At 62.1% G+C, this 26,993-nt stretch carries 28 protein-coding genes; 9 read left to right on the forward strand and 19 right to left on the reverse strand.

Going from position 1 to position 26,993, the window contains the following annotated elements; translation table 11 throughout:
• The first annotated feature begins 4 nt into the window (after positions 1 to 4).
• The 3 genes from MU551_RS08000 (at position 5) to MU551_RS08010 (ending at position 3,122) form a co-directional block, all read left to right on the forward strand.
• Entirely contained in the window at positions 5 to 979 is a 975-nt protein-coding gene (locus MU551_RS08000) for a 1,4-dihydroxy-2-naphthoyl-CoA synthase (RefSeq protein ID WP_247042291.1), read from the forward strand.
• 68 nt (positions 980 to 1,047) lie between these two features.
• Positions 1,048 to 2,181, forward strand: a complete 1,134-nt coding sequence (locus MU551_RS08005; protein WP_247042292.1) for an AMP-binding protein — start codon at positions 1,048 to 1,050, stop codon at positions 2,179 to 2,181.
• Positions 2,182 to 2,240: 59 nt separating this feature from the next.
• A complete protein-coding gene (locus tag MU551_RS08010) occupies positions 2,241 to 3,122 on the forward strand; it encodes a 1,4-dihydroxy-2-naphthoate polyprenyltransferase (RefSeq protein ID WP_247042293.1) in 882 nt (293 codons plus the stop codon).
• A gap of 24 nt (positions 3,123 to 3,146) precedes the next feature.
• Here the strand turns inward: MU551_RS08010 and MU551_RS08015 are convergent, their stop codons facing one another.
• Positions 3,147 to 3,455: a DUF4229 domain-containing protein gene (locus MU551_RS08015; RefSeq protein ID WP_247042294.1), complete on the reverse strand. Its 309-nt coding sequence runs from the start codon at positions 3,453 to 3,455 to the stop codon at positions 3,147 to 3,149.
• A 107-nt stretch (positions 3,456 to 3,562) separates the two neighbouring features.
• On the opposite strand from MU551_RS08015, the gene MU551_RS08020 reads away from it, so the two are divergent.
• Positions 3,563 to 3,952, forward strand: a complete 390-nt coding sequence (locus MU551_RS08020; RefSeq protein WP_247042295.1) for a PLD nuclease N-terminal domain-containing protein — start codon at positions 3,563 to 3,565, stop codon at positions 3,950 to 3,952.
• 285 nt (positions 3,953 to 4,237) lie between these two features.
• Here the strand turns inward: MU551_RS08020 and ccsB are convergent, their stop codons facing one another.
• The 5 genes from ccsB to MU551_RS08045 are packed head-to-tail and all read right to left on the reverse strand — an operon-like array spanning position 4,238 to position 9,278.
• On the reverse strand, positions 4,238 to 5,359 hold the full coding sequence (ccsB, locus tag MU551_RS08025; protein ID WP_247042301.1) for a c-type cytochrome biogenesis protein CcsB: 1,122 nt from the start codon (positions 5,357 to 5,359) through the stop codon (positions 4,238 to 4,240).
• Complete coding sequence (resB, locus tag MU551_RS08030; RefSeq protein ID WP_247042303.1) at positions 5,359 to 7,221, reverse strand: cytochrome c biogenesis protein ResB; 1,863 nt, start codon at positions 7,219 to 7,221, stop codon at positions 5,359 to 5,361. The genes ccsB and resB overlap by 1 nt, the downstream gene beginning before the upstream one ends.
• Entirely contained in the window at positions 7,221 to 7,976 is a 756-nt protein-coding gene (locus MU551_RS08035; protein ID WP_247042306.1) for a cytochrome c biogenesis CcdA family protein, read from the reverse strand. The genes resB and MU551_RS08035 overlap by 1 nt, the downstream gene beginning before the upstream one ends.
• Positions 7,977 to 7,989: 13 nt before the next feature.
• Positions 7,990 to 8,610: a TlpA family protein disulfide reductase gene (locus tag MU551_RS08040; protein ID WP_247042308.1), complete on the reverse strand. Its 621-nt coding sequence runs from the start codon at positions 8,608 to 8,610 to the stop codon at positions 7,990 to 7,992.
• Positions 8,611 to 8,612: 2 nt separating this feature from the next.
• On the reverse strand, positions 8,613 to 9,278 hold the full coding sequence (locus MU551_RS08045) for a histidine phosphatase family protein (protein ID WP_247042309.1): 666 nt from the start codon (positions 9,276 to 9,278) through the stop codon (positions 8,613 to 8,615).
• 214 nt (positions 9,279 to 9,492) lie between these two features.
• Here MU551_RS08045 and MU551_RS08050 point away from each other — a divergent pair, with 214 nt between their 5' ends.
• From MU551_RS08050 to MU551_RS08060, 3 genes are all read left to right on the forward strand, one after another.
• Positions 9,493 to 10,041, forward strand: a complete 549-nt coding sequence (locus tag MU551_RS08050) for a YceI family protein (RefSeq protein WP_247042311.1) — start codon at positions 9,493 to 9,495, stop codon at positions 10,039 to 10,041.
• A gap of 291 nt (positions 10,042 to 10,332) precedes the next feature.
• On the forward strand, positions 10,333 to 10,986 hold the full coding sequence (locus MU551_RS08055) for a hypothetical protein (RefSeq protein WP_247042313.1): 654 nt from the start codon (positions 10,333 to 10,335) through the stop codon (positions 10,984 to 10,986).
• 229 nt (positions 10,987 to 11,215) lie between these two features.
• Entirely contained in the window at positions 11,216 to 12,064 is an 849-nt protein-coding gene (locus MU551_RS08060) for a hypothetical protein (RefSeq protein WP_247042315.1), read from the forward strand.
• A 57-nt stretch (positions 12,065 to 12,121) separates the two neighbouring features.
• Here the strand turns inward: MU551_RS08060 and MU551_RS08065 are convergent, their stop codons facing one another.
• Together MU551_RS08065 and MU551_RS08070 are read right to left on the reverse strand one after the other, a co-directional pair.
• Entirely contained in the window at positions 12,122 to 12,817 is a 696-nt protein-coding gene (locus MU551_RS08065; protein ID WP_247042317.1) for a redox-sensing transcriptional repressor Rex, read from the reverse strand.
• 96 nt (positions 12,818 to 12,913) lie between these two features.
• Entirely contained in the window at positions 12,914 to 13,168 is a 255-nt protein-coding gene (locus tag MU551_RS08070) for a glutaredoxin family protein (protein WP_247042318.1), read from the reverse strand.
• Between the two features lie 131 nt (positions 13,169 to 13,299).
• Between MU551_RS08070 and MU551_RS08075 the strand changes: the two genes are divergently transcribed.
• Positions 13,300 to 14,118: an HAD family hydrolase gene (locus tag MU551_RS08075; RefSeq protein ID WP_247042321.1), complete on the forward strand. Its 819-nt coding sequence runs from the start codon at positions 13,300 to 13,302 to the stop codon at positions 14,116 to 14,118.
• Between the two features lie 59 nt (positions 14,119 to 14,177).
• Here MU551_RS08075 and MU551_RS08080 read toward each other — a convergent pair whose 3' ends face one another.
• The 8 genes from MU551_RS08080 to MU551_RS08115 all read right to left on the reverse strand — a co-directional run bounded on the left by MU551_RS08080 (position 14,178) and on the right by MU551_RS08115 (position 23,981).
• The gene (locus MU551_RS08080; RefSeq protein WP_003792170.1) at positions 14,178 to 14,276 is read right to left on the reverse strand and encodes a 30S ribosomal protein bS22; all 99 of its coding nucleotides are present in this window, start codon (positions 14,274 to 14,276) and stop codon (positions 14,178 to 14,180) included.
• Positions 14,277 to 14,427: 151 nt separating this feature from the next.
• Positions 14,428 to 14,640: a helix-turn-helix domain-containing protein gene (locus MU551_RS08085; protein WP_247042322.1), complete on the reverse strand. Its 213-nt coding sequence runs from the start codon at positions 14,638 to 14,640 to the stop codon at positions 14,428 to 14,430.
• 164 nt (positions 14,641 to 14,804) lie between these two features.
• Positions 14,805 to 15,923, reverse strand: coding sequence for a 3-deoxy-7-phosphoheptulonate synthase (locus tag MU551_RS08090; RefSeq protein ID WP_247042323.1), 1,119 nt, complete (start codon positions 15,921 to 15,923; stop codon positions 14,805 to 14,807).
• 273 nt (positions 15,924 to 16,196) lie between these two features.
• On the reverse strand, positions 16,197 to 18,764 hold the full coding sequence (locus MU551_RS08095) for a glycoside hydrolase family 95 protein (RefSeq protein WP_247042324.1): 2,568 nt from the start codon (positions 18,762 to 18,764) through the stop codon (positions 16,197 to 16,199).
• A gap of 103 nt (positions 18,765 to 18,867) precedes the next feature.
• On the reverse strand, positions 18,868 to 20,382 hold the full coding sequence (locus MU551_RS08100) for a rhamnulokinase (protein ID WP_247042325.1): 1,515 nt from the start codon (positions 20,380 to 20,382) through the stop codon (positions 18,868 to 18,870).
• The gene (locus MU551_RS08105) at positions 20,379 to 22,436 is read right to left on the reverse strand and encodes a bifunctional aldolase/short-chain dehydrogenase (protein ID WP_247042393.1); all 2,058 of its coding nucleotides are present in this window, start codon (positions 22,434 to 22,436) and stop codon (positions 20,379 to 20,381) included. The genes MU551_RS08100 and MU551_RS08105 overlap by 4 nt, the downstream gene beginning before the upstream one ends.
• 8 nt (positions 22,437 to 22,444) lie before the next feature.
• Complete coding sequence (rhaI, locus tag MU551_RS08110) at positions 22,445 to 23,611, reverse strand: L-rhamnose isomerase (RefSeq protein WP_247042326.1); 1,167 nt, start codon at positions 23,609 to 23,611, stop codon at positions 22,445 to 22,447.
• Positions 23,612 to 23,639: 28 nt separating this feature from the next.
• Entirely contained in the window at positions 23,640 to 23,981 is a 342-nt protein-coding gene (locus MU551_RS08115) for an L-rhamnose mutarotase (RefSeq protein WP_247042395.1), read from the reverse strand.
• Between the two features lie 180 nt (positions 23,982 to 24,161).
• Here MU551_RS08115 and MU551_RS08120 point away from each other — a divergent pair, with 180 nt between their 5' ends.
• On the forward strand, positions 24,162 to 25,199 hold the full coding sequence (locus tag MU551_RS08120; protein WP_247042327.1) for a LacI family DNA-binding transcriptional regulator: 1,038 nt from the start codon (positions 24,162 to 24,164) through the stop codon (positions 25,197 to 25,199).
• Here the strand turns inward: MU551_RS08120 and MU551_RS08125 are convergent.
• The 3 genes from MU551_RS08125 to MU551_RS08135 form a co-directional block, all read right to left on the reverse strand.
• Positions 25,194 to 26,081 carry a glycosyltransferase family 2 protein gene (locus MU551_RS08125; protein ID WP_247042328.1) on the reverse strand — a complete coding sequence of 296 codons (888 nt, stop codon included), beginning with the start codon at positions 26,079 to 26,081 and terminating at the stop codon, positions 25,194 to 25,196. The genes MU551_RS08120 and MU551_RS08125 overlap by 6 nt on opposite strands.
• A gap of 185 nt (positions 26,082 to 26,266) precedes the next feature.
• Positions 26,267 to 26,518: an SGNH/GDSL hydrolase family protein gene (locus tag MU551_RS08130; protein ID WP_247042329.1), complete on the reverse strand. Its 252-nt coding sequence runs from the start codon at positions 26,516 to 26,518 to the stop codon at positions 26,267 to 26,269.
• Entirely contained in the window at positions 26,515 to 26,967 is a 453-nt protein-coding gene (locus MU551_RS08135; protein WP_247042330.1) for a GDSL-type esterase/lipase family protein, read from the reverse strand. Before MU551_RS08135 ends, MU551_RS08130 begins: the two co-directional genes overlap by 4 nt.
• Between the last annotated feature and the right edge of the window lie 26 nt (positions 26,968 to 26,993).

Here is a 26,993-nt window from a genome sequence, read left to right on the forward strand (position 1 = left end):
GTGTGTGAGCACCCAACTACCTGCCAAGGTTTCCGACGTCTTTGACCCTTCCCATTGGCGCACCGTGTCCGGCTTCGATGACTTCCAGGACCTGACGTACCACCGGCAGGTAGAGCGTTCCGGCGACGGTACCGTGGTGCGGGACTTACCCACCGTCCGCATTGCCTTCGACCGTCCCGAAGTCCGCAACGCCTTCCGCCCCGCAACAGTGGATGAGCTCTACCGGGCTATGGACCACGCGCGAATGACACCGGATGTGGCCACCGTCCTGCTCACCGGCAACGGGCCCTCCTCAAAGGACGGCGGGCACTCGTTCTGCTCCGGCGGCGATCAGCGGATCCGCGGCCGCGATGGTTACCGCTACGCGTTGAATGGCGCCTCAGGAGCAGCCGGGGAGTCCGCCGAACTCATCGACCCCGCCCGGGCGGGCCGCCTCCACATTTTGGAGGTGCAGCGCCTCATGCGCACCATGCCCAAGGTGGTAATCGCCGTCGTGAACGGCTGGGCTGCCGGTGGCGGCCACTCACTGCACGTGGTCTCAGACCTCACCATCGCTTCCCGCCAGCACGGCAAGTTCAAACAGACTGATGCCACGGTGGGAAGTTTCGATGCAGGCTACGGCTCCGCTCTGCTGGCCCGGCAAATCGGACAGAAGGCCGCCCGTGAAATCTTCTTCCTGGCCCGCGAGTACTCCGCGGACGACATGGTCCGCATGGGCGCCGTGAATGAAGCCGTGGACCACGAGCGGCTCGAGGACGTTGCCCTCGAGTACGCCGCCGACATCGCCCGGCAGTCCCCCCAAGCCATCCGCATGCTTAAGTTTGCCTTCAACCTGGCGGACGACGGACTTGCCGGCCAGCAGGTGTTTGCGGGCGAAGCCACCCGGCTGGCCTACATGACGGACGAAGCCGTGGAGGGCAAGGAGGCCTTCCTGGAGAAGCGCGAACCGGACTGGTCACGGTTCCCGTATTACTTCTGACGCGCTTCTGATGCCCACGCATCCGCTTCCAGCCCGCACGCTCCAGCCACAGTCGAAGGCAGACACCTGTGAACATTGAACCCGCGCTCAAGGCACTTGCAGCCGCCCTCCATGGCGAGGGCCCCGCCGTCGAACTTTCCACGGCCCCGGACGGGAGCTTCCTTGTCTCTCCCGTCCAGACCCCGGGGTTCGATGACGCCGTGGTGGTGGTGCGGACCTCCGGTTCCACCGGGACGCCCAAGGCCGCAGTGCTGACGGTGGAGGCACTCGCAGCGTCTTCGATGGCAACGGCGCTGGCACTCAAGGGCGAAGGCCAGTGGTTGCTCGCACTGCCCGTCCAGTACGTGGCCGGGCTTCAGGTGCTGGTTCGTTCCCTGTTCGCAGGAACGCGCCCCTGGGCCATGGATCTCTCCGCCGGCTTCAATCCGGAGGCTTTCACTGCAGCCGCGCTGGAACTCACCGACAGGATCCGTTTCACCTCCCTGGTTCCCACGCAGCTGCAGCGGCTGCTGGACTCCCCTGCGCCCGAAACCCTTGCCGTTCTCCGCCGTTTCAACAGCATCCTCCTGGGCGGTGCTCCGGCGTCCGCAGAATTGCTGCACACAGCTCGGGACGCCGGGCTCCGGGTGGTGACTACCTACGGCTCCGCTGAGACCTGCGGCGGATGCGTGTACGACGGCGTTCCGATCGAAGGCGTGGAAGTGAAGGTTTCCGAGACCGGACGGATCCTCCTTGGCGGCGACATCGTTGCCGCCGGTTATCTCGATGATCCCGACCTCACCGCAGATGCGTTCATCGAGGAGGACGGCCTCCGCTGGTTCCGCACGAACGATCTGGGGTCCATCGATGCCGAAGGCATCCTGACCGTGCTGGGCAGGGCGGACGACGTCGTCATCACCGGAGGCGTCAAAGTCTCCGCCGCCCATGTGCAGTCAGAACTTGAAAAGCTCGACGGCGTCACGGCAGCTTTTGTGACCGGCGTCCCGTCCGCGGAGTGGGGGCAGGCTGTGGCTGCCTACGTTGCTGTTGCTGACAGCACACCCGCGGGGATCAGCGGCTTCACTGCCAGGCGCCAAGACCTCCTGGGACCCCTGGCGCCCAAGACGGTGCTGGCGGCGCCGGAACTGATCCTGTTGCCTAACGGAAAACCTGACCGCCTGGCTATGACGGAGTTGCTCAACCAGCTCCATCAGGGAAAGTAAAGTAGACCTGCAACCCGCTGCACGTCCGCAGCATCCTGAACCAACAAGAGGTACTCACTGTGGCAACAGCTGCCCAATGGATCCAAGGCGCCCGTCCGCGCACGCTGCCGGCGGCGATCGCTCCGGTACTGATCGGCACGGCTGCCGCTTTCGAGATGGGTGCCTTCCGGCCGGTAAACGCCGTTCTTGCCGGCGTGGTGGCACTGCTGCTGCAGATCGGCGTCAACTACGCGAACGACTACTCAGACGGCATTCGCGGCACCGATGAGGACCGTGTGGGGCCGCTGCGCCTTGTGGGGTCCGGGGCTGCCCACCCCGATCAGGTCAAGCACGCGGCGTTTGCAGCCTTTGCGCTGGCCATGCTGTGCGGACTGGCCCTGGTGATCATCACACAGGCCTGGTGGCTCATCCTGGTGGGCCTGGGCTGCGTGCTGGCCGCCTGGGGCTACACGGGCGGGAAAAACCCGTATGGCTATCTGGGCCTGGGAGATGTCTTCGTGTTCGTCTTCTTCGGGCTTGTGGCCACTCTCGGCACAACATACACACAGGCTGGCCATGTGAACCTGGCTGCCATCATCGGCGCCATCGGCACCGGACTTATCGCTTGCGCCCTGCTGATGGCTAACAACGTCAGGGACATTCCCACAGACACCAAGGCCGGCAAGAAGACGCTGGCAGTTCGTCTCGGCGACAAGCACGCGCGCGAGAGCTACGTCCTGATGCTGGCCGTGGCCATCCTGCTGGTGGTGGTTCTCGCGCCCGGGCGTCCGTGGATGCTTCTTGTGCTTCTGCTCATCCCCGCCAGCCTCATGCCGTCCTGGCTCATGATCAACGGACGGAAACGCAAGAGCCTCATCCCCGTTCTCAAACAGACGGGCCTGATCAACCTGGGATACAGCGTGCTGTTCTCCGCGGGCCTGGTACTCTCGCGGGGTGTCTAACGCCCGTTAAGTGCGTGAAACACCTCAGGCGTCCTTGGGGCGCTTGTCCATTTTCACAGTGACATCAGGATGGGCATCCACCAGGCTGTCCTCAGCGTTCGCGTCGTCCACTTCACCCGCAGTCCGGATCGGTTTGGCCCGGCCGGAGAGTCGCTCATGAACGGCTCCGACGGCGGCGTCCCGCTGCCTCTGGAAAAACAGGTAGCTGATGGCAAACGCGATGAGTCCCGCGCAGATCACGGACAGAATGGCGCCCAGCTCCAGCAGCTGGAAAAGCACGAACAATGGCACAAACAGTGCCAGACGGATCAGGGAGTATTTCAGGAAAGCCACTCTTCAAGTTTAGCGGCCCCGGAAGGCGCCTTTTATCGGCGGGACCGGCCCCTCCCTGTGATGCAACCGTAGCCATGTGAAGGGCCCCCGGAGGCTAGACTGAATGTATGCCCCGCGTTCTGCTCGCCGTCGCCGTACTAACCATCGTTGTCTATGGTCTGGTTGACGTGATCCGGACCGATCGGCGGCTCACGCGTGGAATTTCCAAGCCTGCCTGGATCGTGGTGATGGTGGTCCTGCCGGTAATCGGCGCGGCGCTCTGGTTCATTTTTGGCCGCCCCCGTGGCAACCGTCCAGCGCAGCGGACCCTCCGGCACCCCACGGCACCCGATGACGATCCCGAGTTCCTCCGTGCCCTGGAGCTCCGGCGCCGTAACCAGGCCGAGGCTGACCGGCTCAAGAAGCTCAAGGACCAGCTCGATGCACGGGAACAGAAGCGCGGCGACGGATCCGGCGACAGTCACGACGACGCCCAGGGCAACGACGAAGTTAAGTGACCACACCAGCCCGGACTTAATGCTGGTCCGTATTTCGCGTCATAAAAAGCCAGTCGTCCCCGTGTAGCAGGCAGGGGGAAACTTCACCCTCGTCTAGCGAATCAGTGGATCCGGGGGCACTCATGGAATCAGCGGTTGATCTGGGGAATCGGTATGCGCACTACCGGCGGGCAATGTCCGGAACCCTTGACGCCGATATAGCACTGGCACTGACGTGGGACGTCCTGGACGCAGCCGGCCAAGCCTTGGAGTCAAGACGGCAAAGACTCTCCAGATGCCGGGATGCTAAAGCCCTGAGTACGAGTGAAGGCCGTTGAAGAACTGGTTCACGATGGTGAAGTTGAAGACCACGCACAGGTAGCCGACGATCGACAGCCATGCAGCCCGCGTTCCGGTCCAGCCCCTCGTGGCCCGGGCGTGCAGGTATCCCGCGTAGACAACCCAGATCACAAACGTCCAGACTTCCTTGGTGTCCCAACCCCAGAAACGGCCCCACGCCTTTTCGGCCCAGATAGCGCCAAACATCAACGTGAAGGTCCAGCCCACAAACGCAATCGCATTGATCCGGTAGGAAAGGTTTTCGAGGCTCAGCGCCGACGGCACCAGGCGCATAAAGCCAAGTTTGTCCGCTCCCCCGGAAGCAATGGTTTTTTGCCGATGGGCCTGCACCAGTTGCAGTGCGGACATGGCGAAGGTCAACGTGAAAAGCGCGGAGGACAGTACGGCGATGGAGACGTGGATGATCAGCCAGTAGCTTTGGAGGGCTGGGACGAGGTGGCCCACGGGGGTCATGTAGGCAGTGCCGGCGGCAACCAGCATGATGATCACAAGTCCGACCACAAACGTGCCCAGGAACCGCAGGTCGCGGCGGATCAGCACCACCAGGAAGACCGCTATGGCCACAAAAGCGCCGGTGGTGAGGAACTCGTACATGTTTCCCCAAGGAACCCGCCCGGCCCCGAAGCCGCGGGTGAGCACTCCGACAGCATGGATCGAAGCTCCGAGGACCGTCAGCGCCACCGCCACACGGGCAGGAACCCGGCGCTCGGCCCCATAGTGCATTCCGGCGTCAGCGGTCTGTCCAAGCCCTGATCCCGCACCTGCCGCGGAAACTGCTGACGACGGCCGCTCGGCCCGCCCAACAGGCCCGCTGACATCGGAGTCGGTACGGTCGGTACTTGCCTCCCGCACAGAGCCCGCTGTTACAGGAATTTTCGCTGCGGCAGGGGATGAAGCAGCCTCCAGGGCTTCGGCTGCTGCCGCTGCCTTGAGGTCCACCGCGCGGAGGGCCTTGCTGCTCTTCGCCAGATCCCAGGCGAAGGCTATGAAGGCAACCGTGTAAGTGCAGCCTGCCAGGAGCATAAAGAGCTCGCTGTAGAAGCCCATGGTTTCGTTGATGGGAAGCATTACTGGTCCTTCTTATGCTCTGTCGAGCCTGCTGTTGACTGATTGACGTCTGCTGCGGGGGCTTTTGTGGCTGCGGTGGCTTCTGCTGCTTCGGTGGCCTCTGCACCGTCGGCACGTTTGGCCCCACCATTGTCCGCCTGCCCGCTGGGAACACTCTGGGAATCCTGGGAGGCCTTGGCGTCCTGGGATTCCAGGCCCCACTCCTCCACCAGCAACTGACGGATGGCCTGGGCTTCGCCGGCCAGCCGGTGGTCCTCACCTCGAGCCAGGAGTCCGTACTCCACCATGGTGCGGCCATCCTCGTGGGTGCCGGTACGGACCCAGACCCTCCGCCGGTTCACGTAGAGGGAAGTGACCAGCCCTGCCACGGCCAGCAGCGCAAAGATCAGAGCGTAGAGCTGCCCCGGATTGTGATGGATGTCGACGCCGATGTAGCGCTTCACACCGTCGAAAGTAATGGATCCCTTGCCGTCCGGCAACGTTTGGCTGGTTCCGGGCTTGAGGGTGATGCCGCCGGCGTCAAGGTTCCGGGCGTTGAGCGGCTTCAATTCCTTGACGTCGAGTTCGAAGACGTTCTGTGGATCTCCGTTGTCCAATCCAAGGTCACCGAAAAAGGAGCTTAGTGTCAGCGTTGGATTGAGGAGGTCGGGATACTCACTGAAGGAAATGCCGTCCTGCGTGACGGCCTCAGTGGGAAGGAAGAACCCGACGAAGCCCAACTGGTCAGGTTTGGCGTCGGGGACCTTGATTACCACTGAGGAGTAGTAATTATCTCCCTGCAACCGTCCCACCACCGGACCCTGGAACGCCACGTTTCCCTGCCCGTCGCGGATGGTGACCAAAGGCGCGTAGCCGTTACCGGTGAGATAGACACTGGTGCCGCCCAGGCTTACAGGATCGTTAACCTTGAGAACTTCCTGCTGTTCCGGGGCGTCCGGTGATTCCTTGGTGGTGACGTCGGCCTTGAAGTCGATTGGCTGGCCGATCTTGCCTTGCGATTCCAAGTCGAAGGTGGCCCGGAACTTGTCCAGCCGCATGGAGTAGGGCTGGAGCTGGCTGCTCTGGAAGTTGGTGCCCGGCGTGAACTGGTCGTATCCCACGAGGGTGTTGACGAAGGTATCGCCTTCCACCAAGATGCGCTGCCCGCTGTAACCGAACAGTCCGCCGGCTGCCACGGAGACGAGCACTCCGATCAGGGACGTATGGAAAACGAGGTTTCCGACTTCCTTCAGGAAGCCGCGCTCGGCCCCCAAAGACGGCTGCGCGCCGTCGTCGTCCCTCACCTCAACACGGTAGCCGCGTTTCTTCAGCAGGCCGGCGGCGTCGTCAACAGCGCGCGACGCCGGGATCCCGGCGTCCGCCGGAATCACCAGGGTGCCGTATTCGGGCAGGCGGGAAAGACGTTTCGGTGTCCGCGGAGGCTGGGAACGCATGGCCTTGTAGTGCGCTATTGCACGTGGCACTACGCAGCCGATCAGCGAGATGAACAGCAGGATGTAAATGGCGGAGAACCATGCGGAGGAGTACACATCGAAGAGCTGGAGGGCGTCCAGTACCTTGCCCAAATCCCCGTCGTTCTTGATGCGCTGGGTAACGATTGAAGGGTTGGCCGGCCGTTGCGGGAACAGGGAACCGGGCACGGCAGCCACCGCCAGGAGGAGGAGCAGGAACAGGGCCGTGCGCATGCTGGTGAGCTGCGTCCATGCCCAGCGAAGCGTACCTTTGACGCCAAGAGCAGGGAGGGCAGCTTCAGCTTTGGCCGCGGCAACAGGATTGGCCGCGGGTTCGGCGGTGTCCTTGGGTGCCTTTTGGCTGGCCGCCGTCTCCGGAGAGTTCTTCTGTTCTTTCACACGCTCGCTCATCAGATTGGCAACTTCACATCGGTTTGGAACCAGTACTGCAACCCGGTGACCCAGGCCCCCCACAGGCCGGTGGCCATCAGCAGGCCGAGCACGATCAGAATTCCTCCGCCGATCCGCTGGATGGCGAGACGGTGTGTACGGAAGAAGGACATCACACCGATTCCCCTGCGGACCGCCAATGCAATCAGAAGGAACGGAATGCCCAGGCCGAGGCTGTACACAAAAGCCAGGAAGGCCCCCTTCGCGGCAGAGGAACCGCCGGAAAGGCTAAGGAGCTGCACGGCCGAGTACGTGGGGCCGATGCACGGAGCCCAGCCCAGCCCGAACGTAATTCCCAGTAAGGGCGCACCCCACAGCCCTGCCGGCGGCTTGGCATGAATCTTGGCATCCCGCTGGAGCCAGCCGAACCCACCCATGAACACCACACCCATCACGATGACCAGGAGGCCAAGAATCTGGGTGATCCAGGCGTTTTCCGGACCAGTGATCAGGGTTCCGAGTTGGCCGAAGGCGCCGCCCAAGAGGACAAAGATGGCAGAGAAACCCAGCACGAACAAGCCGATGCCCGCCAGCATCCGGCCGCGCTTCTGCTTCTGCAGGTCCACGCCGGTAAGCCCTGTGACGTAGCCCAGATAGCCCGGGACCAGCGGCAGCACGCACGGCGAGAGAAAAGAGACCAGTCCTGCCAGCAGCGCCACAGGGATGGCAAGCAGGAGCGATCCATTCAGGATGGCTTCGGCAAAAGGACTGTTCACTGGGAAACCGCCGCTACTCAGCCGCGGCCGCGGCGATGAGGGCCTTCAAAGTGCCTTTTTCGATTTCCCCGAGGACGCGGGAAGCCACCCTGCCACCCTTGTCCAGGACGAGCGTGGTGGGAACAGCCCCAGGCGGAACCAGGCCTGAAACGGCCAGGAGGACTCCCCCATCCTTATCGTTGAAGCTGGGGTAGGTCAGGCCGAACGTCTTATCGAACGCCTCTGCCGTCGCTTTTTCGTCCCTCAGGTTGACGCCGAAGAACTGCACACCCTGATCTTTGAACTCCTGGTGCAGTTCTTCCAACAGGGGCGCTTCCACACGGCATGGCGCGCAGGCTGCGAACCAGAAGTTGAGCACAGTGACCTTGCCCAAGAGGTCCGCGGGTTCAACGGTGGAGCCATCGAACAAGGCCCCCTTGATAACCACGGCTGCCTTGCGGTCCTCGGCTGCGAACTCTGTAACGGAGCCATCCCCCGCAACATAGTTCTTGTTGTCCCCTGCCCTGGCCTGCTTGGCCAAAGCGTCTTCCTGCGCACAAGCAGACAGGCCAAGGGTGAGAGCGGCCAAGGCCGCACCACCGGCTGCCAGGACGCTGCGGCGTGAGGTGTTGGGGTTGGAGTTTGGGCCTTGCATGCTCAGGCTCCAGGGGTGTTGGAGGCACCCGGAAGGAGTGCTGCGGCGGGCTCGGTGTAATCGACGCGCACCAGTGCACCCTCGTGGTCAAAAACAAGGGACGTGAGGGAGGTCAGGGTGCACTCACGCTTTCGTGGATCGTGCCAGAGCGGCTTGCCTTCTGCGCTGAGCCTGGTGGCCCAGATGGGGAGCTGGTGTGCCACGAGAATCGCCTCTGCACCGTCTCCGCCCAGTTCCAGTGCCTTGAGCCTGGCATCCTGGACTGCAGCCATCACGCGGTGGGCCTGCTCTTTGTACGGCTCACCCCAGGAAGGGCGGAAAGGATTGACAAGGCGCGGCCAGTGCTTTGGCCTGCGGAGCTCTGCCTTAGTGACCTTCATGCCTTCAAAGTAGTTTTCGGCTTCGATGATGCGATCTTCGACGGCGATGTCCAGCCTGAGCGCCTCGGAAATCGGGAGCGCCGTTTCCTGGGCCCGGGTCAGCGGTGACGCGGCAAGGTAGACGATGTTGGCCCCATGCGAAGCCCGCTCACTGAAGTGCTCCGCCAGGGTGCGCGCCATCTCCCGTCCAAGCTCCGAGAGATGAAACTCGGGCAGGCGTCCATAGAGGACTCCGGCTGGATTGTGGACTTCGCCATGGCGAAGCAAATGAACGGTTGCTTGGGGCATGTATACCAGTTTCTCAAAGATGACGGGCGATCTGAAATCTTCTACAAGAAGTAGAACTAGAGGCCTCGAAAAAAAGTTCCGCCCAATCGGAATAAAAGATGCAAATGCATGTTTATACTGGGTGAAGCGATTAGTTGAGGCTTCAACAGATGATGCTTCAAGTAATGATCAGTTGGTTTTCGACCCGAACTTCGCACAACAAGGAGAACTAAAAATGTCACTTCCCACCAACCTCACCACCGGCACCTGGACCCTCGACTCCTCGCACAGCGAAATCGGGTTTACCGTACGCCACGCAGGCATCAGCAAGGTCCGTGGCCAGTTCAAGGAAGCTACCGCAACCCTCGATCTGGCAGAGAACGTTGCAGATTCCAAGGTCAACGCCACCATCCAGACAGCCAGCTTCGACTCGGGCGACGTCAACCGCGACGGCCACGTCCGCGGCGAGGACTTCTTCGACGTCGAGAAGTTCCCGGAGATCTCGTTCGTCTCCAACGGCATTGTGTCCAAGGGGGACGGCTACGAACTCCAAGGCGATCTCACCATCAAGGGAGTCACCCGTCCGGTTGCCCTCGAGACAGAATTCAATGGGGCAGCTGTTGACCCGTTCGGCAATACCCGCGCCGGCGTCTCTGCTGAAACCACCATCAGCCGCAAGGACTTCGGCCTCACTTGGAACGCAGTCCTCGAAGCCGGCGGTGTCCTTGTCAGCGACAAGGTTGCCATCAGCCTTGAACTGGCCTTCATCGCCCCGGCTGCCTAATCAGCCGACACCGGTCAGCTGACAGCGCTCTGCTGTTTCCGCTCTGCTGTTTCCGCGAGACGTTGCTTCGGCGGGAAATATTTCCTGACTTGCACCCCTGTTCCAGCTTCCTGGGACAGGGGCGCCGAGTTTAAGGGGCCATCAGGGACCACGTCTTCGGGCAGAGCTGCAGTCAGGCGGTTTGCAGCTCGACAGCCTCCTCGTACAACGATTGTAAATTCTTGGCTATTTACGGCGAGTTAGCCCAGAGTTGCCTAGATAACAGGGGTACTGCCGTCTACAGTGAAAGCCATGACCAACCCAAGTGATGCCCCTCAGCCGCAGCAGCCCGGGGAGCCGGCTGCCGGCAACGTCCCGCCCACCCCATACGAGCAGCCCCCCGCCTATCAGGCACCGCAGGCCCAGCAGCCGCCCCAGGGATATCCGGCCGGCAACTACCAGGCACCAGGCGGATACCAGGCACCCGGGCAGCCAGGCTTCGGCGCCCCCGCCGGTGCGGCTAACAACGCACCACCAGCAGGCCTCGGCTACGCCGCCCCTCCACGCAACGTGTTTGCCTTGGATTTCAACAACATCAAGGAACGGGTGACCAACACTCAGGGTGTCCCCCAGCCATTGGTTATTTCCTATTGGCTTTGGGTTGCGGCGGCTGTACTGGGCGTGGTGGTCAGCCTGGTCACGATGATCGGCTTCGCGGGTGGCTTTGCCGGCGCCGGGCTGATCTTCAGCCTGATTTTCGCCGCCGCATACATCTTCCTTGCCATCCGGCTCAAGGAAGGTTCCCGTTGGGCCCGGCTGGTCCTGTCGATCCTGGGTGGCTTGTCGCTTTTGTCGCTCCCCTTCTCTTTGTTCACCGGCGGTCTGAGCCTGATCGGGACGGCAGCAACTATTGCTGCAGCGGTCATGATGTGGCTGCCGCAGTCCCAGGAACATTTCAAGGGCTGAAACCGCACAACACGGGACGTAACCGAGTCCCGACGGGTTAGTTAGACATCGAAGGCCGCGGCTGGGAAACTCCCTGCCGCGGCCTTTCAAATCCAACAGGAATACCTCTTGCGAATGATCCATTTGCCGCACCAAGCGCGGTACGGTGGAAGCAAGACCATGCTGGGGGCAGGGGCATCACACTGATCCCGGTAGCCGATTTTCGAAGTCGACACATGAAGGATCGAACATGAGCACTCCCCCAGTCCCTCCCGCCAACCAGGACGAGCCTGAGTCCGGCGGCCAGAATGCACCGCAGCAGCCCCAATACGGGCAAAACGCTCCCCAGTACGGCCAGAACGCTCCGCAGCAGCCCCAGTACGGCCAGAATGCACCGCAGCAGCCCCAATACGGGCAAAACGCTCCGCAGTACGGCCAGAACGCTCCGCAGCAGCCCCAGTACGGGCAGAACGCTCCGCAGCAGCCGCAGTACGGGGTCCCGCAATACGGCCAGAACCAGCCGCAGCAGCAGTTCGGCCAGAGCCAGTTCGGCCAGCCACAGCAGGGCCAGTCTCCCTATGGGCAGTCGCCGTACGGCCAGTCACCGTACTCGCAGTACCCTTCTGAGCTTCCCAGCTCCACCAGCCCGGTTCCGCAACTGGTGAACATCTCCTTCTACTTGCTTATCCTTTCGGCTGTCATCTCAGTTCTCAGCCTGCTCCTGATCATTCCAATGCTTGATGAGCCCGACATGCGCAGGCAGTTCGAAGACCAGCTGGCGGCCCAAGGCCAAGGCGAGGTCCCGTTCGATGACCTCAAGGCCATGATCATCGGAATACTCGTGGTGTTTGCCGTGATCACCGCCGGACTGTACGCCTTGGTGGCCTTCAATGTGCGTAAGGGAAAGAACTGGGCGCGCATTCTGGGAACGGTTTTTGCGGCTTTGTCCATCTTGGGCCTCTTCTCACCGAGCTGGGCCACCATTGGTACTCTGGCCGGCATCGCAGCAATCGTGCTGTTGTACCTCCCCGGCGCTGCACCGTACTTCAACAAACAGCAGCCGTTCGCGAGTCCGTATTCCCAGCCGTACGGCCGCTAGAACACAGGGCCATATAGATCCACACTGAGGGCGCAGGCCCCGGTGGAGCAGAGTAACCTACTCCAGCTCCTCCGGGGCCTGCGTCCTTTGTGCGTGGTAGGCCAGGATCTGGAGCTCCGTGGCCATGTCTACCTTGCGCAGGTTTACACCGGGCGGCACCTGCAGCATCACCGGGGCGAAGCTTAGAATGCTCCTGACGCCGGCAGCCACCACCCTGTCACACACGCTTTGGGCGACGGCGGCAGGCAGCGCCAGGACTACCATGTTGGCTCCCGTGCGCTGGAGCACCGCTTCCATGTCCGCGGCGTCACTCACTCGCAGCCAGCCGACCTCGTTGCCCACGATCATCTGGTCGGCATCGAAAATGGCCACGACATCAAAGCCCCGTGATTCAAATCCTCCGTAACGGGCCAAGGCTTTCCCGAGGTTACCGGCACCTACGATGGCCACTTTCCAGTCCTTGGTGAGACCGAGGGCCGCTGAAATATGCCTGCTCAGGTACTGAACCTCGTAGCCCACGCCGCGTGTCCCATAGGAACCCACATGGGAGAGGTCCTTGCGCAGGGTCGCTGAGCTCACACCCGACGCCTCGGCCAGTGATTCGGAGGAGACCCTGTCCACGCCTTCAGCCAGCATGGTGGTCAGGGCGCGCAAATAGAGGGTGAGCCGTGCCACGGCTGCAGGCGGAATCTGCTTGGCAGCAGTTCCGGAGTCCCCGCGGACTGCTTCCGGGGATGAATCGAGCGAAGTCACATCTGCTCCATTGCGTCGCGTTGTGAGTCCACTCTAGAGCCCCACGACTGGTGTCAACAAAAGGGGGAACAACGTCATCAGGGCTTTGATCAAGGCCTACTTCGCCATGGCTTGCTGGAGCACCCTCGTCAGGCGGGCTTCGTCGATCTTCCAGAAGTCCCGCTGAATCCCATCGACCAACACCACCGGAATCTCTTCGGCGTAGCGCTCCCGGAGTTCCGGGTCGTTGTCCACCAACTGTTCCCGCCACTCCAGTCCCAGCCCGGCGGAGACACGGCTGACGGCGTCGCGCGCGGCCATGCAGAGATGGCAATCGGCTTTAGTGAGCAGGAGGACGTCTGGTTTTGCCATGGTTCCACGGTAGCCCGGGCTGTCCGCCGTCGTCGACGCCGGTGACAGGAATCACCACCAAGTATTCTCCGGAGTGCAGCATCAGAGCGCCACAGGCGGCAGCGGTGCCGGGCATTGACTAGACTCGTGGCATGCCCGAGGAGAAGTACGTTGCTGTGGTCCGCCGCCCGGTTGCCACCCAGCAACACGGCGAGGCGGCCTTCTTCGACGTCGACAACACCCTGATGAAGGGTGCCAGCCTGTTCCACGTGGCACGGAAAATGCACCAGCGCGGGACGTTTACGTTGACCCAGGCTGCCGGGTTCGCCTGGAAACAGTTCAAGTTTGTGATTCTTGGCGAGAACCTCAACGACGTCCATGCAGTCCGCGATTCAGCCCTTCTGCTTGCAGCCGGCATCACCGTTGAAGACGTGAAAGTCCTGGGCGAAGAGGTCTTTGACGAAATGATCGCTTCCAGGATCTGGCCCGGAGCCAAGGCATTGGCGCAGCAGCACCTCCGGGTGGGCAGGAAGGTCTGGCTGGTTACGGCGACTCCTATCGAAGTAGCCACCGTCATTTCGACCCGCCTCGGACTGACTGGAGCCCTTGGCACGGTCGGAGAAATCAAGGACGGCGTCTACACGGGCAAGCTGGTGGGCGAGATCCTCCACGGGGCAGCCAAGGCCGTAGCAGTGCAGGCCATTGCCGATGAGGAAGGCCTGGATCTCAAAAGGTGCTGGGCCTACAGCGACTCCCACAATGACATTCCGTTGCTCAGCATGGTGGGGCATCCTGTGGCCATCAACCCTGATGCCCGCCTGCGCAGCCATGCCCGGGAGAACAACTGGCCGGTCTACGATTTCCGCTCCGGACGCCGTGCTGCCACCCTGGGCCTGAAGGCCGCCACTGTCGGCGGTGCCATCTACGGGCTTTGGAAAGGCTTCTCACGGTTCCGCGGCCCCACCATCTAGGGACGCAAAAATGCCCGCCACCTCGAAAGGCAACGGGCATTGACGCTTTGGAAGTACTACTACTTCTTATTGCGACGCTGGTGGCGCGTCTTACGAAGCAACTTGCGGTGCTTCTTCTTGGCCATACGCTTGCGACGCTTCTTGATAACTGAACCCACGAAAGTTCCTTACAAACTAGATGCGTACCTGTCTGATGGAAAAGGTCCGTGGACTAAGCAACAGACTGTACAACTGACAGATTCTTACAATGACGTAAAACGTTCCTTAACAGCCTACCGCCTATCCGGAGCGGAAACTGACGACGGCGACTCACGCCGTCTCGGACTGGCCCTCCACGACAGCGCGTTTCAGGTACTGTTCGACGGCGGATTCCGGCACACGGAACGAGCGGCCAAATCGGACGGCGGGCATATCACCCGAATGAACCAGGCGATAAACGGTCATCTTAGAGACGCGCATGACCTCAGCCACTTCGGCCACGGTCAAGAACTTCGCGTTCGAGAAGTTCGACTCTGCGGACATTTCCCATATTCCTTTGCTCTCAGCATTCTGCGGCAACCAGTATTCTGCGGGTGCGGCGATGCTGAGCCATCGAACAACCGTGTGCTAGTTACTCTAGAGGCAGTTGGGGCCAATGTGAAAGGCGTACGGACGAAATCTACGCGTTCCTCCCGACCAAATACCCCTTATTCGGCCAAGGAAACCCTGCGTTTCCGGGCAGAAGCGGCAAGCTGCGCCAGCACCGACACCGTCACGTCCCACTCCATGCAGGCATCGGTCACGCTTTGGCCGTAAACGAGCCCGGAAGTTGCGTTGGCGTCACTCACGTCCAGGTTCTGCGCGCCTCCTACCAGGAAGCTCTCCAGCATTACGCCGGCAATGGCCTTGGCTGAAGCCCCGCCTTCCTCCAACTGAACGCCAATTTCGAAGGCGACTTCGGCCTGCCGGTGGTGGCTTTTCCCGCTGTTCGCGTGGCTGGCATCGACGATCAGCCGGGGGTTAAGATTCTTCGCTGCAAGCCTGGCAGAAGCGGCTTCGACGTCGGCTGCTGAGTAATTGGGACCTTTTCGTCCGCCACGGAGGATCACGTGGGTGTCCGGGTTGCCGGCCGTCGCTACAAGGGCTGCTTTGCCGTCGTCGTCAATCCCCAGGAAAGCCTGAGCCGCCCCGGCGGCGCTGCACGCGTCAACTGCCACCTGGAGATCGCCGTCGGTACCGTTTTTGAACCCGATCGGCATGGAAAGTCCGGATGCCAACTGCCGGTGGATCTGGCTTTCCGTGGTACGGGCACCGATCGCGCCCCAGGAGACCAGGTCCGCCGTGTACTGCGGGCTGATGGGCTCAAGGAATTCGGTAGCGGTGGGCAGCCCCAATGCCGTCACTTGCTGCAGGAAGCTTCGGGCCGCCCGGAGACCTGTGGCAATGTCGTGGCTGCCGTCAAGGTGGGGATCGTTGATGAGCCCCTTCCACCCCACTGTGGTCCGCGGCTTTTCGAAGTAGGCGCGCATAACGATCAGCAGGTCTTCCTTGTGCTTCTCTGCCTGGCTGACAAGCCTGCGGGCGTACTCCAGTCCTGCCTTCGGATCGTGAATGGAACACGGGCCCACGATCACCAGCAACCGGTCGTCCAGGCCGTCCATGACAGCGCGGACTTCATCCCGGCCCCGCCCGACGATGTCCGTCACCCTGGCGTCCAGCGGAAGCTCGGCGATCATCTCCTGAGGAGTCGGCAGTGGAGTGAACTCACTGATCCTCAAGTTCGAGGTCGAATGCTGGGGATTGGCGGCGGCTGATTTGGTGCTCATGGGGTCCTGTTCCAGATAGGAGCGGGCCCTGGTCAGAACCCGCCGTAGAAATGGCGAAGGACAGAGAATGATCTCTGCCCTGTTGGCTCTGAAGGAATGTTGGGTGCGTGTCAGTTAGACGCGGGCTCCTCCAGAGCCAACGAAAAATACGCATACCAACGGTTAGTCATAGCCACACCATAACCGGGCCCGGTCCGTCAGGGCAAAATTCCGCTAAATCGTGCCCGTCATCTCCCGTCGCATGTTGGGATGAAACGGGGGCGGCTTCTGGACTCATCGTCCAGCGGCAACCTGCGGTTCGTGGACCCAGCCGGCCGGGTCAAGTTTTGTCTCTCCTTGTGCATCGACTACAACTTCCTGGGTCCGCCCGCCGTACCTGATCCGGAGCGTCCGCCCGGATGGGGAGCCCGGCAGCAAGGCAAAAGACGCCGTTTCCAGCTTCCCGCTTCTCCAAGTCAGGGAAACCGCGACTCCGGGACGGGCCCGGAGGCCGGACACCTCACCGTCCGAGAGCTCGGCAGGCAGGGCCGGCAGGAGTTCAATTTCGCCGCGGTGGCTCTGGATCAGGCACTCCGCGACAGCGGCAATGTAGCCAAGGTTTCCGTCGATCTGAAACGGTGGATGGGCAGCAAACAGGTTGGGATAGAGGCCGCCACCGAAAGCGACTTGCCCGTCGCCGTCCGGAATGCAGCGGAAGAACAGTCGCATCAGCGCTGTGACTTTTTCGGGCTGCCTTAGCCGCGCCCTCATCACCATTTTCCAGGCCAGGGACCACCCCGTTGAATCGTCGCCGCGGCCGTCCAGGCTTGCCCGTACAGCGGCCTCCAGCTCTGCATCCAGAGGCTCATCGCCCGGATACGCCAGATAGAGATGGCTCACGTGCCTGTGCTCCTCTTCCCACTCGGGCGGGTCCGCCAGCCACTCCCGAAGCCTCCCGTTGGCTCCGGGTGCCGGAAGCGGGATCCTTGGCAACGCCGCTCTGGCCTCCTTCACCACGGGATCATCCTCAAGCCCGAGCGTCGCTGCCAGGGACCCGACCATGGTGAGCACGTCCCGGCACAGGGTCAGGTCCATGGAGGAGGATGCCGCCACTGCCGCCTTTACCGACTGGTTTGTCCCTGCACTGTCCATGCCGGGCCGGTGTACCCCTGACCCGTCGCTGGCCGCCTTGAAACTGTTCTCCGGGGAGGTTGAGGGACTTGTCCCGAGGGAGCCGTCGGGAAACTCGATCAACAAGTCCAACAGGAACTCAGCCTGTCCCCGGATGGCCGGCCACGCGCGTCGGACGGCGAAATCACGGTCGGCTCCGAACTGCAGGTGCTCCCACAGATGCCGGACCAGCCACGCTCCGGCCATGGGCCAGAAAGACCATTCGGGCGAGTCAATGCCGTGGCCGACGGGTTTGCTGTAGCCCCAGATATCTGAATTGTGATGGACGGCCCAGCCCCTGGCTCCGTAGTACTCCTTCGCAGTTGCGGCCCCGGTCACCTGGAAGGCGTCGATCAATCCAAAGAGCGGCTCCACGCACTCGCCAAGGCCAGCCACCTCCGCTCCCCAATAGTTCATCTCGAGGTTGACGTTGGTGGTGAAGTTCGAGCTCCAGGGTGGCAGCATCTTGTCGTTCCAGATTCCCTGCAGGTTGGCGGGAGTGCCGCCGGGCCTCGAGCTGGAGATCAGCAGATAACGACCATAGTTGAAGAGCAAGGCTGCCAGTCCCGGATCGGCAGCTAGAGGTCCCTCCGCATGGGCATTCGCCAAGGCGAGTCGTTGGGCGGTGTTGGTGCCGGCCGGTTCTCCTGCGCGCCGGTCTCCCACCCCGAGGCGAAGACTGGTTGACCTGTACAGGGCGCCGTGGTTCTCCTCGTGCCGACGAAGGAGCGACTCCGGTCCCATCGTCCTGGCGGCCTCCAGAGTGGCACTCAAAGCTTCAGCCACCTCTGCAGCAGTCCCCCGGGGTTGGCGGCCCATCCCATCAAAGGTGGTGGCGCCACTGACATAGATCGCGGCATGCTTCACCCCGGTTGCCCACGGGTCCTTCGCACCTACAACGCCTTCCGCACCATCTTCAGTTGCAACAGGACCGGTACCGGCAGAAGCGGTGCCGGTGACGCCGTCATGCTCCAGCAGCGCGGTGACTGCCCCTTGCAAGCTGAGCGAATCATCATCCGAGTACCTGATTTCCCCGGTGCCGTGACTTGGTGCAACATCGGCAGGCAGTTTGAGCTCCAGGCCGGCCTGGACATGGGTTCCCGCGCTGTGGCGGACCGCCCCGGTCCGCTTCGTGACAAGCAGCGGCGAATCTATTGCCAGCGAAATGTCCAGCCCGCCGGGGAGTTCGGTGTCCACTGTTACCACCAGCACCGACGGAGTGTTGCTGATGAAGGCTTCAACCCTGACTTCATGGCCTGAAATCGTGTACCGGGTACTGTTCACCCCGCGCGCCAAATCCAGGCTGCGGGAATAATTCTTCGGGGCCTCGGCGCCATCGACCTTTGCACCTTGCACAGGGCTGAGCGACAGCACCAGATCCGAGAACGGAAGGAAAGTCTGCGAATGCCGGTGCTGGAGTGCCTTCAAGGTTTCGTGCGCGGCGGGGTAGTTTTCATTGGCAACCAGTTCGCGCACACGGGCCAAGATGCCGTCCGCCTCCTGACGGCTGAAGTGCGGCTCCAGTTCCTGGCTATGTGGCGAACCGGACCATGCTGTCCCGTGGTTCATTTGGAACCGATGGTGTTGTGGTCCACCAAAAACCATCGCCCCCAGGAAGCCGTTTCCCAAGGGAAGTGCTTCAAGCCAATTATCGGCAGGTCGGTCGTACACCAAAGCGTCATCGGGATGCATGACTGCAATTCTAGGAGGAAAAGATCTGATGTTCCAAGGTGTGGAGCGGAGAAATTTACGGATTTGGATGCTGTACCAAGATAATCATCTAATCTATCTCTAGCTATGCGCGTGGCGCCGCCAAGGCCGGCTCATAGGTTTCCACGCTGGACGATTGTAAAACTTGTTGCCGAAGCTCCCTCAGCGTTCCGCCCAGGGCACCCGCAACGCGTGCCTGGACGAGGACGTTTCCCAACGCAGTTGCTTCAACAGGCCCCGCAACCACAGGTTTCCCGGTGGAGTCGGCAGTCAGCTGGCAAAGCAGCCGGTTCTGGGACCCGCCCCCCACAATGTGCACCACGTTCACGGGCGTTCCCGAGAGCCGCTCGGCGTCGGCAATGGTGCGGGCATAACCGGCCGCGAGGCTATCCAGGATGCAGCGCACGATCACAGCCGGCTTTTCCGAAAGCACTGCCCCGGTGACCCTGGCAGCGGACCGGATGCGGTCAGGCATGTCATCCGGGGCGATGAAGTACGAATCGTCGGCATTTACCAAAGGTCCGCCCGGAGGCAGGGCAGCTGCTGCGTCCAACAGTTCCTCCAATGAGGGCTCATAGCCTTCCTTGGCCCAGGTGCGTTGGCACTCGCTCAGCAGCCAGAGTCCCCCCACATTCCTGAGGTAGCGGATGGTGTTGTCCACGCCGCGTTCATTCGTGAAGTTAGCCTGCCGGCTGGCTTCGGTAAGCACCGGATGGCGCAGCTCAACGCCTACCAGCGACCAGGTGCCCGAGGAAATGTAGGCGAAGTCCGGCCCGGAGGCGGGGACAGCTGCCACGGCCGAGGCAGTGTCGTGAGAACCGACCGCAACCACCCGCGTTACCTCGGGCAAGCCGGTGGCTTCGGCGATATGCGGCTGCAGCGTGCCAACTGTCTCGCCCGGCTGGATGAGCGGAGGAAAGAGCGTGGGCGGCAGTTGCAACGCCGCGAGGAACTCCCCTGCCCACTCCCCTGCTACCGCATCGAACAGCCCGGTGGTAGAGGCATTCGTGACCTCGGTACGGCGCTGGCCCGTGAGCTTGAAGGCGATCAGATCCGGGATCAGCAAAGCCTGCAATCCCGTCAGCGAGGGTTCAGCGGCCAGTTGATAAACGGTGTTGAAGGGGAGGAACTGGAGCCCGGTTGTGGCGTAGAGCCTGGCCTGGTCCAGCACCTTGTGGACGCTGTTGACCGCTCCCTGGCCGCGGGGATCACGGTAGCTGTAGGGCTGGGCAACCAACTCCCCCGCGGCGTCAACCAGTCCATAGTCCACAGCCCAGGTGTCGATCCCGATGCTTGCGATCCGAGCACCACGGCGCTGGGCCGCCTCGCCGGCCGCCGCCAGCCCGGTGAGTACCCCGGCGAACAGCGTGTCGAAGTTCCAGCGCAGGCCGCCGTCGCTCTCTACCACTCCGTTCGGAAAACGATGCACCACCTCCAGCCTGGACGCGCCCCCACTGAGGCCTCCCAGGATCACCCGGCCGGAGGAGGCCCCGATATCGACGGCGGCAAACAAGTCGTCGCCCGGCGAAATTCCGCCGGACCCGGTGCCCGTGTTCCCGACGCCGTCGGATCGGATGCCCCTGACAGAACTGTTACTCATCGCAGGAAGGCTGCAGCCACACCGGCGTCCACTGGGATATGGAGTCCGGTGGTGTGGGACAGTTCGGAGCTGGTGAGTACAGCGGCAGCGTTAGCCACGTGCTCAGGCAGGACTTCGCGCTTGAGGAGGGTCCGCTGTGCGTAGTACTTGCCCAGTTCCTGTTCGTCCACGCCGTAGACGGCGGCGCGCTTAGCCCCCCAGCCGCCGGCGAAGATCCCGGAACCGCGGACCACGCCGTCGGGGTTGATGCCGTTGACGCGGATGCCGTACTCGCCCAGTTCTGCTGCGAGCAGCCGGACCTGGTGCGCTTGGTCTGCCTTGGTGGCTGAGTAGGCGATGTTGTTGGGCCCGGCGAAGACCGAGTTCTTGGAGGAGATGTAGATGATATCCCCGCCCATGTCCTGTTCGATCATGACCTTCGCGGCAGCCTTGGCCACCAGGAAGGAGCCCTTGGCCATCACGTTGTGCTGAAGATCCCAGTCCTTTTCTGTGGTTTCCAGCAGCGGCTTGGAAATGGACAGCCCCGCGTTGTTGACCACCAGGTCCACCCCGCCGAACGCCAGCACCGCGGCGTCGATGGCAGCGGCAACCTGGCCCTCGTCGGTGACGTCCGCCTGCACTCCGATGGCGACGTCGGAGCCGCCAAGTTCGGCAGCGACGGCCTGGGCGTTTTCCAAATTAAGGTCTGCGATCACGACGCAGGCGCCTTCGGCAGCAAGGCGCGTGGCGATGGCTTTGCCGATGCCCGATGCCGCCCCCGTGACCAGTGCGATGCGGGTGGCATGTGATTTGGGCTTGGGCATCCGGGCCAGTTTGGCTTCCTCCAGGGCCCAGTATTCGATCCGGAACTTCTCGGATTCCTCGATTGGAGCGTAGGTGGAGATGGCTTCCGCCCCGCGCATCACGTTGATGGCGTTGATGTAAAACTCCCCGGCAACGCGGGCGGTCTGTTTGTTGGCGCCGAAGGAGAACATGCCCACGCCCGGGACCAGGACGATGGCCGGATCAGCACCGCGCATGGCGGGTGAATCGGCGGCCGCGTGGCGGTCGTAGTAGGCCTGATAGTCCTCGCGGTACCCGGAGTGCAGCTCCTTGAGCCGCGACACGGACTCCTCGACGGATGCATCAGCCGGCAGATCCAGGATCAGCGGTTTGACCTTGGTGCGCAGGAAGTGGTCCGGGCAGGAGGTGCCCAGCGCTCCGAGCCTGGGATGTTCCGAGCTTTCCAGAAATTCCAGCACGACGGCGTCATCACTGAAGTGCCCCAGCTGCGGCTTATCCGTGGACGCCAGTCCGCGGATCACCGGTGCGAGGGCGGCCGCCTTGGCCTTCCGTTCTGCTTCCGGCAGGGGGCTGTAGCCGGGCAGTTTGGCGCCGAAGGGGTCCTGCCGGCCGTTCTCGGCAATGTACTTCTCAGCCTGGTCAATGATCCACAGCGAGTTCTGTTCGGCCTCCTCGCTCGTGGCGCCCCAAGCGGTGATTCCGTGGCCGCCCAGGATGGTGCCCACGGCCTGCGGATTGGCTTCCTTGATGGCAGCGATATCCAGCCCAAGCTGGAATCCGGGACGGCGCCAGGGTACCCAAAGAACCTTGTTGCCGAAGATCTTGGCGGTCAATGCTTCACCATCTGCTGCAGTAGCAACGGCAATCCCGGAATCGGGGTGCAGGTGGTCCACGTGTGCAGCGTCCACCAAACCGTGCATTGCCGTATCGATCGAGGGAGCGGCACCACCCTTGCCGTGGAGGCAGTAGTCGAACGCGGCCACCATCTCGTCTTCGCGCTCGACGCCGGGGTAGACATTCTTCAGTGCGTTGAGGCGGTCCAGGCGGAGCACGGCAAGGTTTTCGACCTTCAGGGTGCCGAGATCGCCACCCGATCCCTTGACCCAGAGGAGCTGAACATCTTCGCCCGTGACAGGGTCCTTTTCAGTACCTTTGGCGGAGGTGTTGCCGCCGGCAAAGTTGGTGTTCCGCTTGTCCGCCCCGAGGCGGTTGGACCGCGAAATCAGGTCTTCAACAGTCTTGTTGTTTGCAGGGTTGCTGGCGTTTTGCATGGTGGTTTTCACGCGCCCCATCCGGCTTGGTGGCCGCCGACGCGGTCCTCGTTGATTTTCTTCTGGTAGCCGCTGGCCTTGAACGCTGCCATCGGGTCAGCGGGCAGGCCGCGGGATTCACGCCACTGGGCCAGGATGGGCCGGACGTCGGTGTAGAAGGCATCGTTGAAGATGCCGTTCGCGGCCAGGACATCCCCGGCCCGCTGAGCCTCCGCCAGGGCTTCGCGGTCCACCAGCAGAGCCCGGGCGGTCATTTCCTGCACGTTCAGCACCGAGCGGATCTGCCCGGGAATCTTCTCCTCCAGGTTGTGGCACTGGTCCAGCATCAGGGCCACCTCGGAATCCTTGCCGTACCCTCCCCCGCGGATGACCTCGACCATGATCCGGAACAGCTGGAACGGATCAGCCGCGCCCACAATCAGATCATCATCGGCATAGAAACGGGAATTGAAATCGAAGGACCCCAGCTTCCCCAGCCGCAGCAACTGCATCACGATGAATTCGATGTTGGTTCCCGGCGCGTGATGACCGGTATCCAGGCACACCAACGCCTTCTCCCCCAACGCCAGCACCTGCGCGTAGGACGTCCCCCAATCCGGAACATCGGTGTGATAGAACGCCGGTTCAAAGAACTTGTACTCCAGCACCAGCCTCTGGCTCTCACCCAGCCGTGCGTAGATCTCCGCCAGCGACTCCGCCAACCGGTCCTGCCGGCCCCGCAGATCATCCTGGCCCGGGTAGTTGGTCCCGTCAGCGAGCCAGATCTTCAGGTCCCGTGAACCTGTGGCGTGCATGATGTCGATGCACTCAAAATGATGGTCAACGGCCCGCCTCCGCACCGACGCATCCGAGGACGTCAGCGACCCGAACTTGTACTCATCATCCTGGAACGTGTTCGAGTTAATCGTCCCCAGACCCACCCCCAGACCCGCCGCGTATTCACCCAGCGCGGAGTAGTCATCCACCTTGTCCCACGGAATGTGCAACGCCACCGTGGGTGCCAGTCCCGTCACCTCATGGACCATGGCCGCATCTGCCAACTTCTCGTGGATTGTCCTCGGAGTGCCCGGCGTACCAAACACCCTGAAACGGGTCCCCGAATTTCCATATGCCCAAGAGGGAACCTCAATAGCAAGCTCCTCGAGCCTGCCCAGCGCCGTCGCTACGTCGTTCATAGTCATTCTTTCCGGTGGTGGAGCGTGGTTAGTGGGTATCCAGGGCAGCCAGCTGGCCGTCCAGGTTGAAGACTTCCTCGAGAATCTGAAACCCCTCGTCGGGCCGCCGCTCGGAGTCTTCGAAGAGAAGGGACATCTCGGCCTGCCAGCGGCCGTTGACTTCCGTCACGGCCATACGGGCTCTCACTTCATCAAAGTCATCGCATTCCAGGTAGCCGATCAGGAGTCCGTCGGCGCCAAGGAAAAGGGAGTAGTTGTGCCATCCTGCGTCCTTGAGTGCCCGCAGCATCTCCGGCCAAACCGCAGCATGCCGCCGCCGGTACTCATCGATGAGTCCCGGCTGCACTGAAGATCGGAAGCACACTCGCATTTGCATCTCTCCTGAAGACTGCTGAATCAATGTGAAAAACACGAACAGTTGAATCGTTTCATTGTTACGATTCAACGTACTCTTGAAGTCGAGCAAGTGTCAAGCAATTGCCCACAAGCAAACGTGTCTTCCTAAGGTGCACCACGCTCTGGAGGCAGTAAGCAGAAGGACTGGGAGAAAATGAATCGGACAGCCAGCATCAAGGATGTTGCGAATCAGGCAGGTGTCGCCGTCGGCACGGTTTCCAACGTCTTGAACTACCCGGACCGTGTTTCCCAGCGGACCAAGGAACGGGTCCTGAAGGCCATTGATGATCTGGGGTTCGTACGCAATGATGCTGCCCGTCAGCTCCGGGCCGGCCACAGCAGGACTATCGGACTCATCGTGCTTGACGTCGGAAACCCCTTCTTCACTTCCTTGGTCCGCGCGGCTGAGGACGCCGCGGCGCTTCAGGGCAGCGCCGTCCTGCTCGGGGACAGCGGCCACAACGAGAGCCGTGAATCGAACTACATTGATCTCTTTCAGGAGCAGCGGGTGCAGGGGCTTCTGATTTCTCCCGTTGGAGACGTGACCGCCAGGCTGAATGTCCTCAGGGAACGCGGAGTCCCCACCGTTCTGGTGGACCGGCTGGCCGACGACGCCATGTTCAGCTCAGTCTCGGTCGACGACGACGAGGGGGGTTACCTCGCAGCGCGGCACCTGCTGGACATTGGCCGCCGTCGGCTCGCCTTCGTGGGAGGTCCGTTATCGATTCATCAGGTGGCCGACCGTCTCCGCGGGGCACAGCGGGCGGTTAAGGAAGAGGCCGATGCCACCCTTGAGGTGCTGGATTCAGAAGGACAATCCGTACTGGCAGGCCGGTGCATAGGGAACCGCCTGGTGGAACGCCCTGCCAAGAACCTCCCCGACGGGATCTTTTGCGCCAACGATCTCCTGGCCCTTGGCGTCATGCAGTCACTGACTATGATGCATACCCTTCGCATTCCCGAGGATATTGCCTTGATCGGCTACGACGACATCGACTTTTCAGTCTCGGCTGTGGTTCCTTTGTCCTCCATCCGCCAGCCCACTGAAGCCATTGGAAGGACGGCCATCGAACTTCTGACCGAGGAGCTGGAATCACAGCAGGTCCGGCACAGGGCTGTTGTCTTCACTCCCGAACTGGTTGTCCGGCAAAGCACAGCCGGCTCAGAGGCCGGTGTTAAGGCGTCCTTATAGATCCTGCCGGTAGTTTCCGCTGACTGCCCCCAGAACTGATTCAAAGGCTTCCACACTCCGATCGCTCACTGTGGTGGGCGATTCCAGGTGGACTGCGCCCGAAGGGAGGATGCCGGCGCCTCCATGGGTTTCCATCACCTGCCACTGCGCCAGCACGTCTTCACCACAGTGCTCAGGGGGCAGTTGGTGCCAGAAGCTGAACCCACCTGCCTCGTTCAGTGCCTCCCGTCGGTACATGGTGCACCCGCCAACCCACGCAACCCGGTAGGGGACCCATTGCCCCGGCTCCAGGCCCAGTTGGGCGCTCAGGTGGCTCAGGTTTGCCGCACTGTGAAGCGGCCACCGCTCAAAGCCGGGAGCGTCCGGCCTGATTCTCTCCGGGGTAACGGGACCGTCCCAGGCAGCGAAGGACACCATCTGTTCGGGCCGTTTGTCGTTCAGGAAGGACAACCCTTGGGGTGCCATGCCAACGAAACCGCACTCCAGCCGATCCAAGGCGTCACTCATTCTCTCCAGCGCGCCGGGTTCCAGCCAGACATCGTCGTCAAGGAACAGCACCTTCTCTGCACCTGACTGCTCCAGCAGGAACTGCCGATGCTCGGCAAGCCCCAGCCTGGGCAAATGGCGGATCAGGGACGTGGGCCTGCCTTGCGCCCCAAGCAGGCGGACCATGGCTGCCGCTGCCGGATGTCCCCAGCCAGGCTCGGCCGACGATTGATCGCTGACGATGACGCGAAAGGGCGGGTCTGCCTGGCCAGCCAAGCCCGCCAAGGTAACGGCAAGCTCGGCAGGCCGGTTACAGGTTGGAATCAGTACGTCCAGATCCGCATCCTCAGTAGAGCGGGCGGCCCTTGCCCATTGTGCTGACGATCGCCGGCTCATACCCCGACCTCCCACAAATTGTGGACCACGGATTGCAGACCACAGGTTACGGACAAACGGATTTCGCGGAGTGGGAGCGCCCCAGCCTGAGCGCCGCTTTCCGCTAAAGGCTCCATACCCAGCAGGCCGGGATCTCACACAGCCGCGTTAAGTCCCACGGCGTGTCTTGTTTGGCGTGTCGGCACTCAGGCGATCCCCGCCGGCGTGCGTTCACTGGAAGTCGTGCGTTCATTGGAGCCGAAACCGGCATGTGCCAGCTGGCCTGCGACATATCCGGCGATCAACCGCGCTCCGTCCTCGCGAAAGTGGGTATTGTCGGCCAATCCGTCAGGCCAGTAGGCATGCTCCCCCGGCTCAAAATGGCAGAAGAGCTCCCTTGAACTCTCCGCACCCAGTCGGAGATAAAGCTCACGCGTCCAGCGGTTGAGATCGATCATGGGCACCTGGAGTTCCGCAGCCAGCTCCCGCACCACTTCCGGGTAGTCCTCGAGGCTCTCTTCAAGGTCGAGGACGTTTCCGCTTCCGCCAAGGAAGTGCCTCCGCTCAACCGAGGTGCAGAGGACAGGCTGGCGTCCAGGGACCGGACCTCGGCAAGCATGGTGCGAAGGTTTGCGGCATAACCGGTCCGGGCTGCGAGATGGGGACGTTTCTGATCATTGTGTCCGAACTGAATCAGGACAAGGTCGCCCTTCCCGGCTTCCGCAAGCAAAGCCGCCCACAGTCCTTCCTCACGGAACGACTCGGTGCTGGCACCGCCCTTGGCATAGTTGTACACGGCAGCCCAGGAATAAACCTCTGCAGCGAGATGGGCTCCCCAGCCGTTCATCGGATACTCATGCGTGGGGCAATTGGCAACCGTGGAGTCGCCGGCCAACAGGATCTTCATCTTGCAGCTTTCTCTGATTTTGCGGG

It is taken from the genome of Arthrobacter rhizosphaerae, from assembly GCF_023062595.1.
Classification (GTDB): domain Bacteria; phylum Actinomycetota; class Actinomycetes; order Actinomycetales; family Micrococcaceae; genus Arthrobacter; species Arthrobacter rhizosphaerae.

Coding starts and splice junctions, on each gene's coding strand:
- MU551_RS08020 (WP_247042295.1), top strand. CDS start 3,563: ATGCCCCGCGTTCTGCTCGCCGTCGCCGTACTAACCATCGTTGTCTAT.
- ccsB (WP_247042301.1), bottom strand. CDS start 5,359: ATGCTTCCCATCAACGAAACCATGGGCTTCTACAGCGAGCTCTTTATG.
- resB (WP_247042303.1), bottom strand. CDS start 7,221: ATGAGCGAGCGTGTGAAAGAACAGAAGAACTCTCCGGAGACGGCGGCC.
- MU551_RS08040 (WP_247042308.1), bottom strand. CDS start 8,610: ATGCAAGGCCCAAACTCCAACCCCAACACCTCACGCCGCAGCGTCCTG.
- MU551_RS08045 (WP_247042309.1), bottom strand. CDS start 9,278: ATGCCCCAAGCAACCGTTCATTTGCTTCGCCATGGCGAAGTCCACAAT.
- MU551_RS08050 (WP_247042311.1), top strand. CDS start 9,493: ATGTCACTTCCCACCAACCTCACCACCGGCACCTGGACCCTCGACTCC.
- MU551_RS08055 (WP_247042313.1), top strand. CDS start 10,333: ATGACCAACCCAAGTGATGCCCCTCAGCCGCAGCAGCCCGGGGAGCCG.
- MU551_RS08060 (WP_247042315.1), top strand. CDS start 11,216: ATGAGCACTCCCCCAGTCCCTCCCGCCAACCAGGACGAGCCTGAGTCC.
- MU551_RS08070 (WP_247042318.1), bottom strand. CDS start 13,168: ATGGCAAAACCAGACGTCCTCCTGCTCACTAAAGCCGATTGCCATCTC.
- MU551_RS08075 (WP_247042321.1), top strand. CDS start 13,300: ATGCCCGAGGAGAAGTACGTTGCTGTGGTCCGCCGCCCGGTTGCCACC.
- MU551_RS08085 (WP_247042322.1), bottom strand. CDS start 14,640: ATGTCCGCAGAGTCGAACTTCTCGAACGCGAAGTTCTTGACCGTGGCC.
- MU551_RS08090 (WP_247042323.1), bottom strand. CDS start 15,923: ATGAGCACCAAATCAGCCGCCGCCAATCCCCAGCATTCGACCTCGAAC.
- MU551_RS08095 (WP_247042324.1), bottom strand. CDS start 18,764: ATGCATCCCGATGACGCTTTGGTGTACGACCGACCTGCCGATAATTGG.
- MU551_RS08100 (WP_247042325.1), bottom strand. CDS start 20,382: ATGAGTAACAGTTCTGTCAGGGGCATCCGATCCGACGGCGTCGGGAAC.
- MU551_RS08105 (WP_247042393.1), bottom strand. CDS start 22,436: ATGCAAAACGCCAGCAACCCTGCAAACAACAAGACTGTTGAAGACCTG.
- rhaI (WP_247042326.1), bottom strand. CDS start 23,611: ATGAACGACGTAGCGACGGCGCTGGGCAGGCTCGAGGAGCTTGCTATT.
- MU551_RS08115 (WP_247042395.1), bottom strand. CDS start 23,981: ATGCGAGTGTGCTTCCGATCTTCAGTGCAGCCGGGACTCATCGATGAG.
- MU551_RS08120 (WP_247042327.1), top strand. CDS start 24,162: ATGAATCGGACAGCCAGCATCAAGGATGTTGCGAATCAGGCAGGTGTC.
- MU551_RS08125 (WP_247042328.1), bottom strand. CDS start 26,081: ATGAGCCGGCGATCGTCAGCACAATGGGCAAGGGCCGCCCGCTCTACT.
- MU551_RS08130 (WP_247042329.1), bottom strand. CDS start 26,518: ATGATCGATCTCAACCGCTGGACGCGTGAGCTTTATCTCCGACTGGGT.
- MU551_RS08135 (WP_247042330.1), bottom strand. CDS start 26,967: ATGAAGATCCTGTTGGCCGGCGACTCCACGGTTGCCAATTGCCCCACG.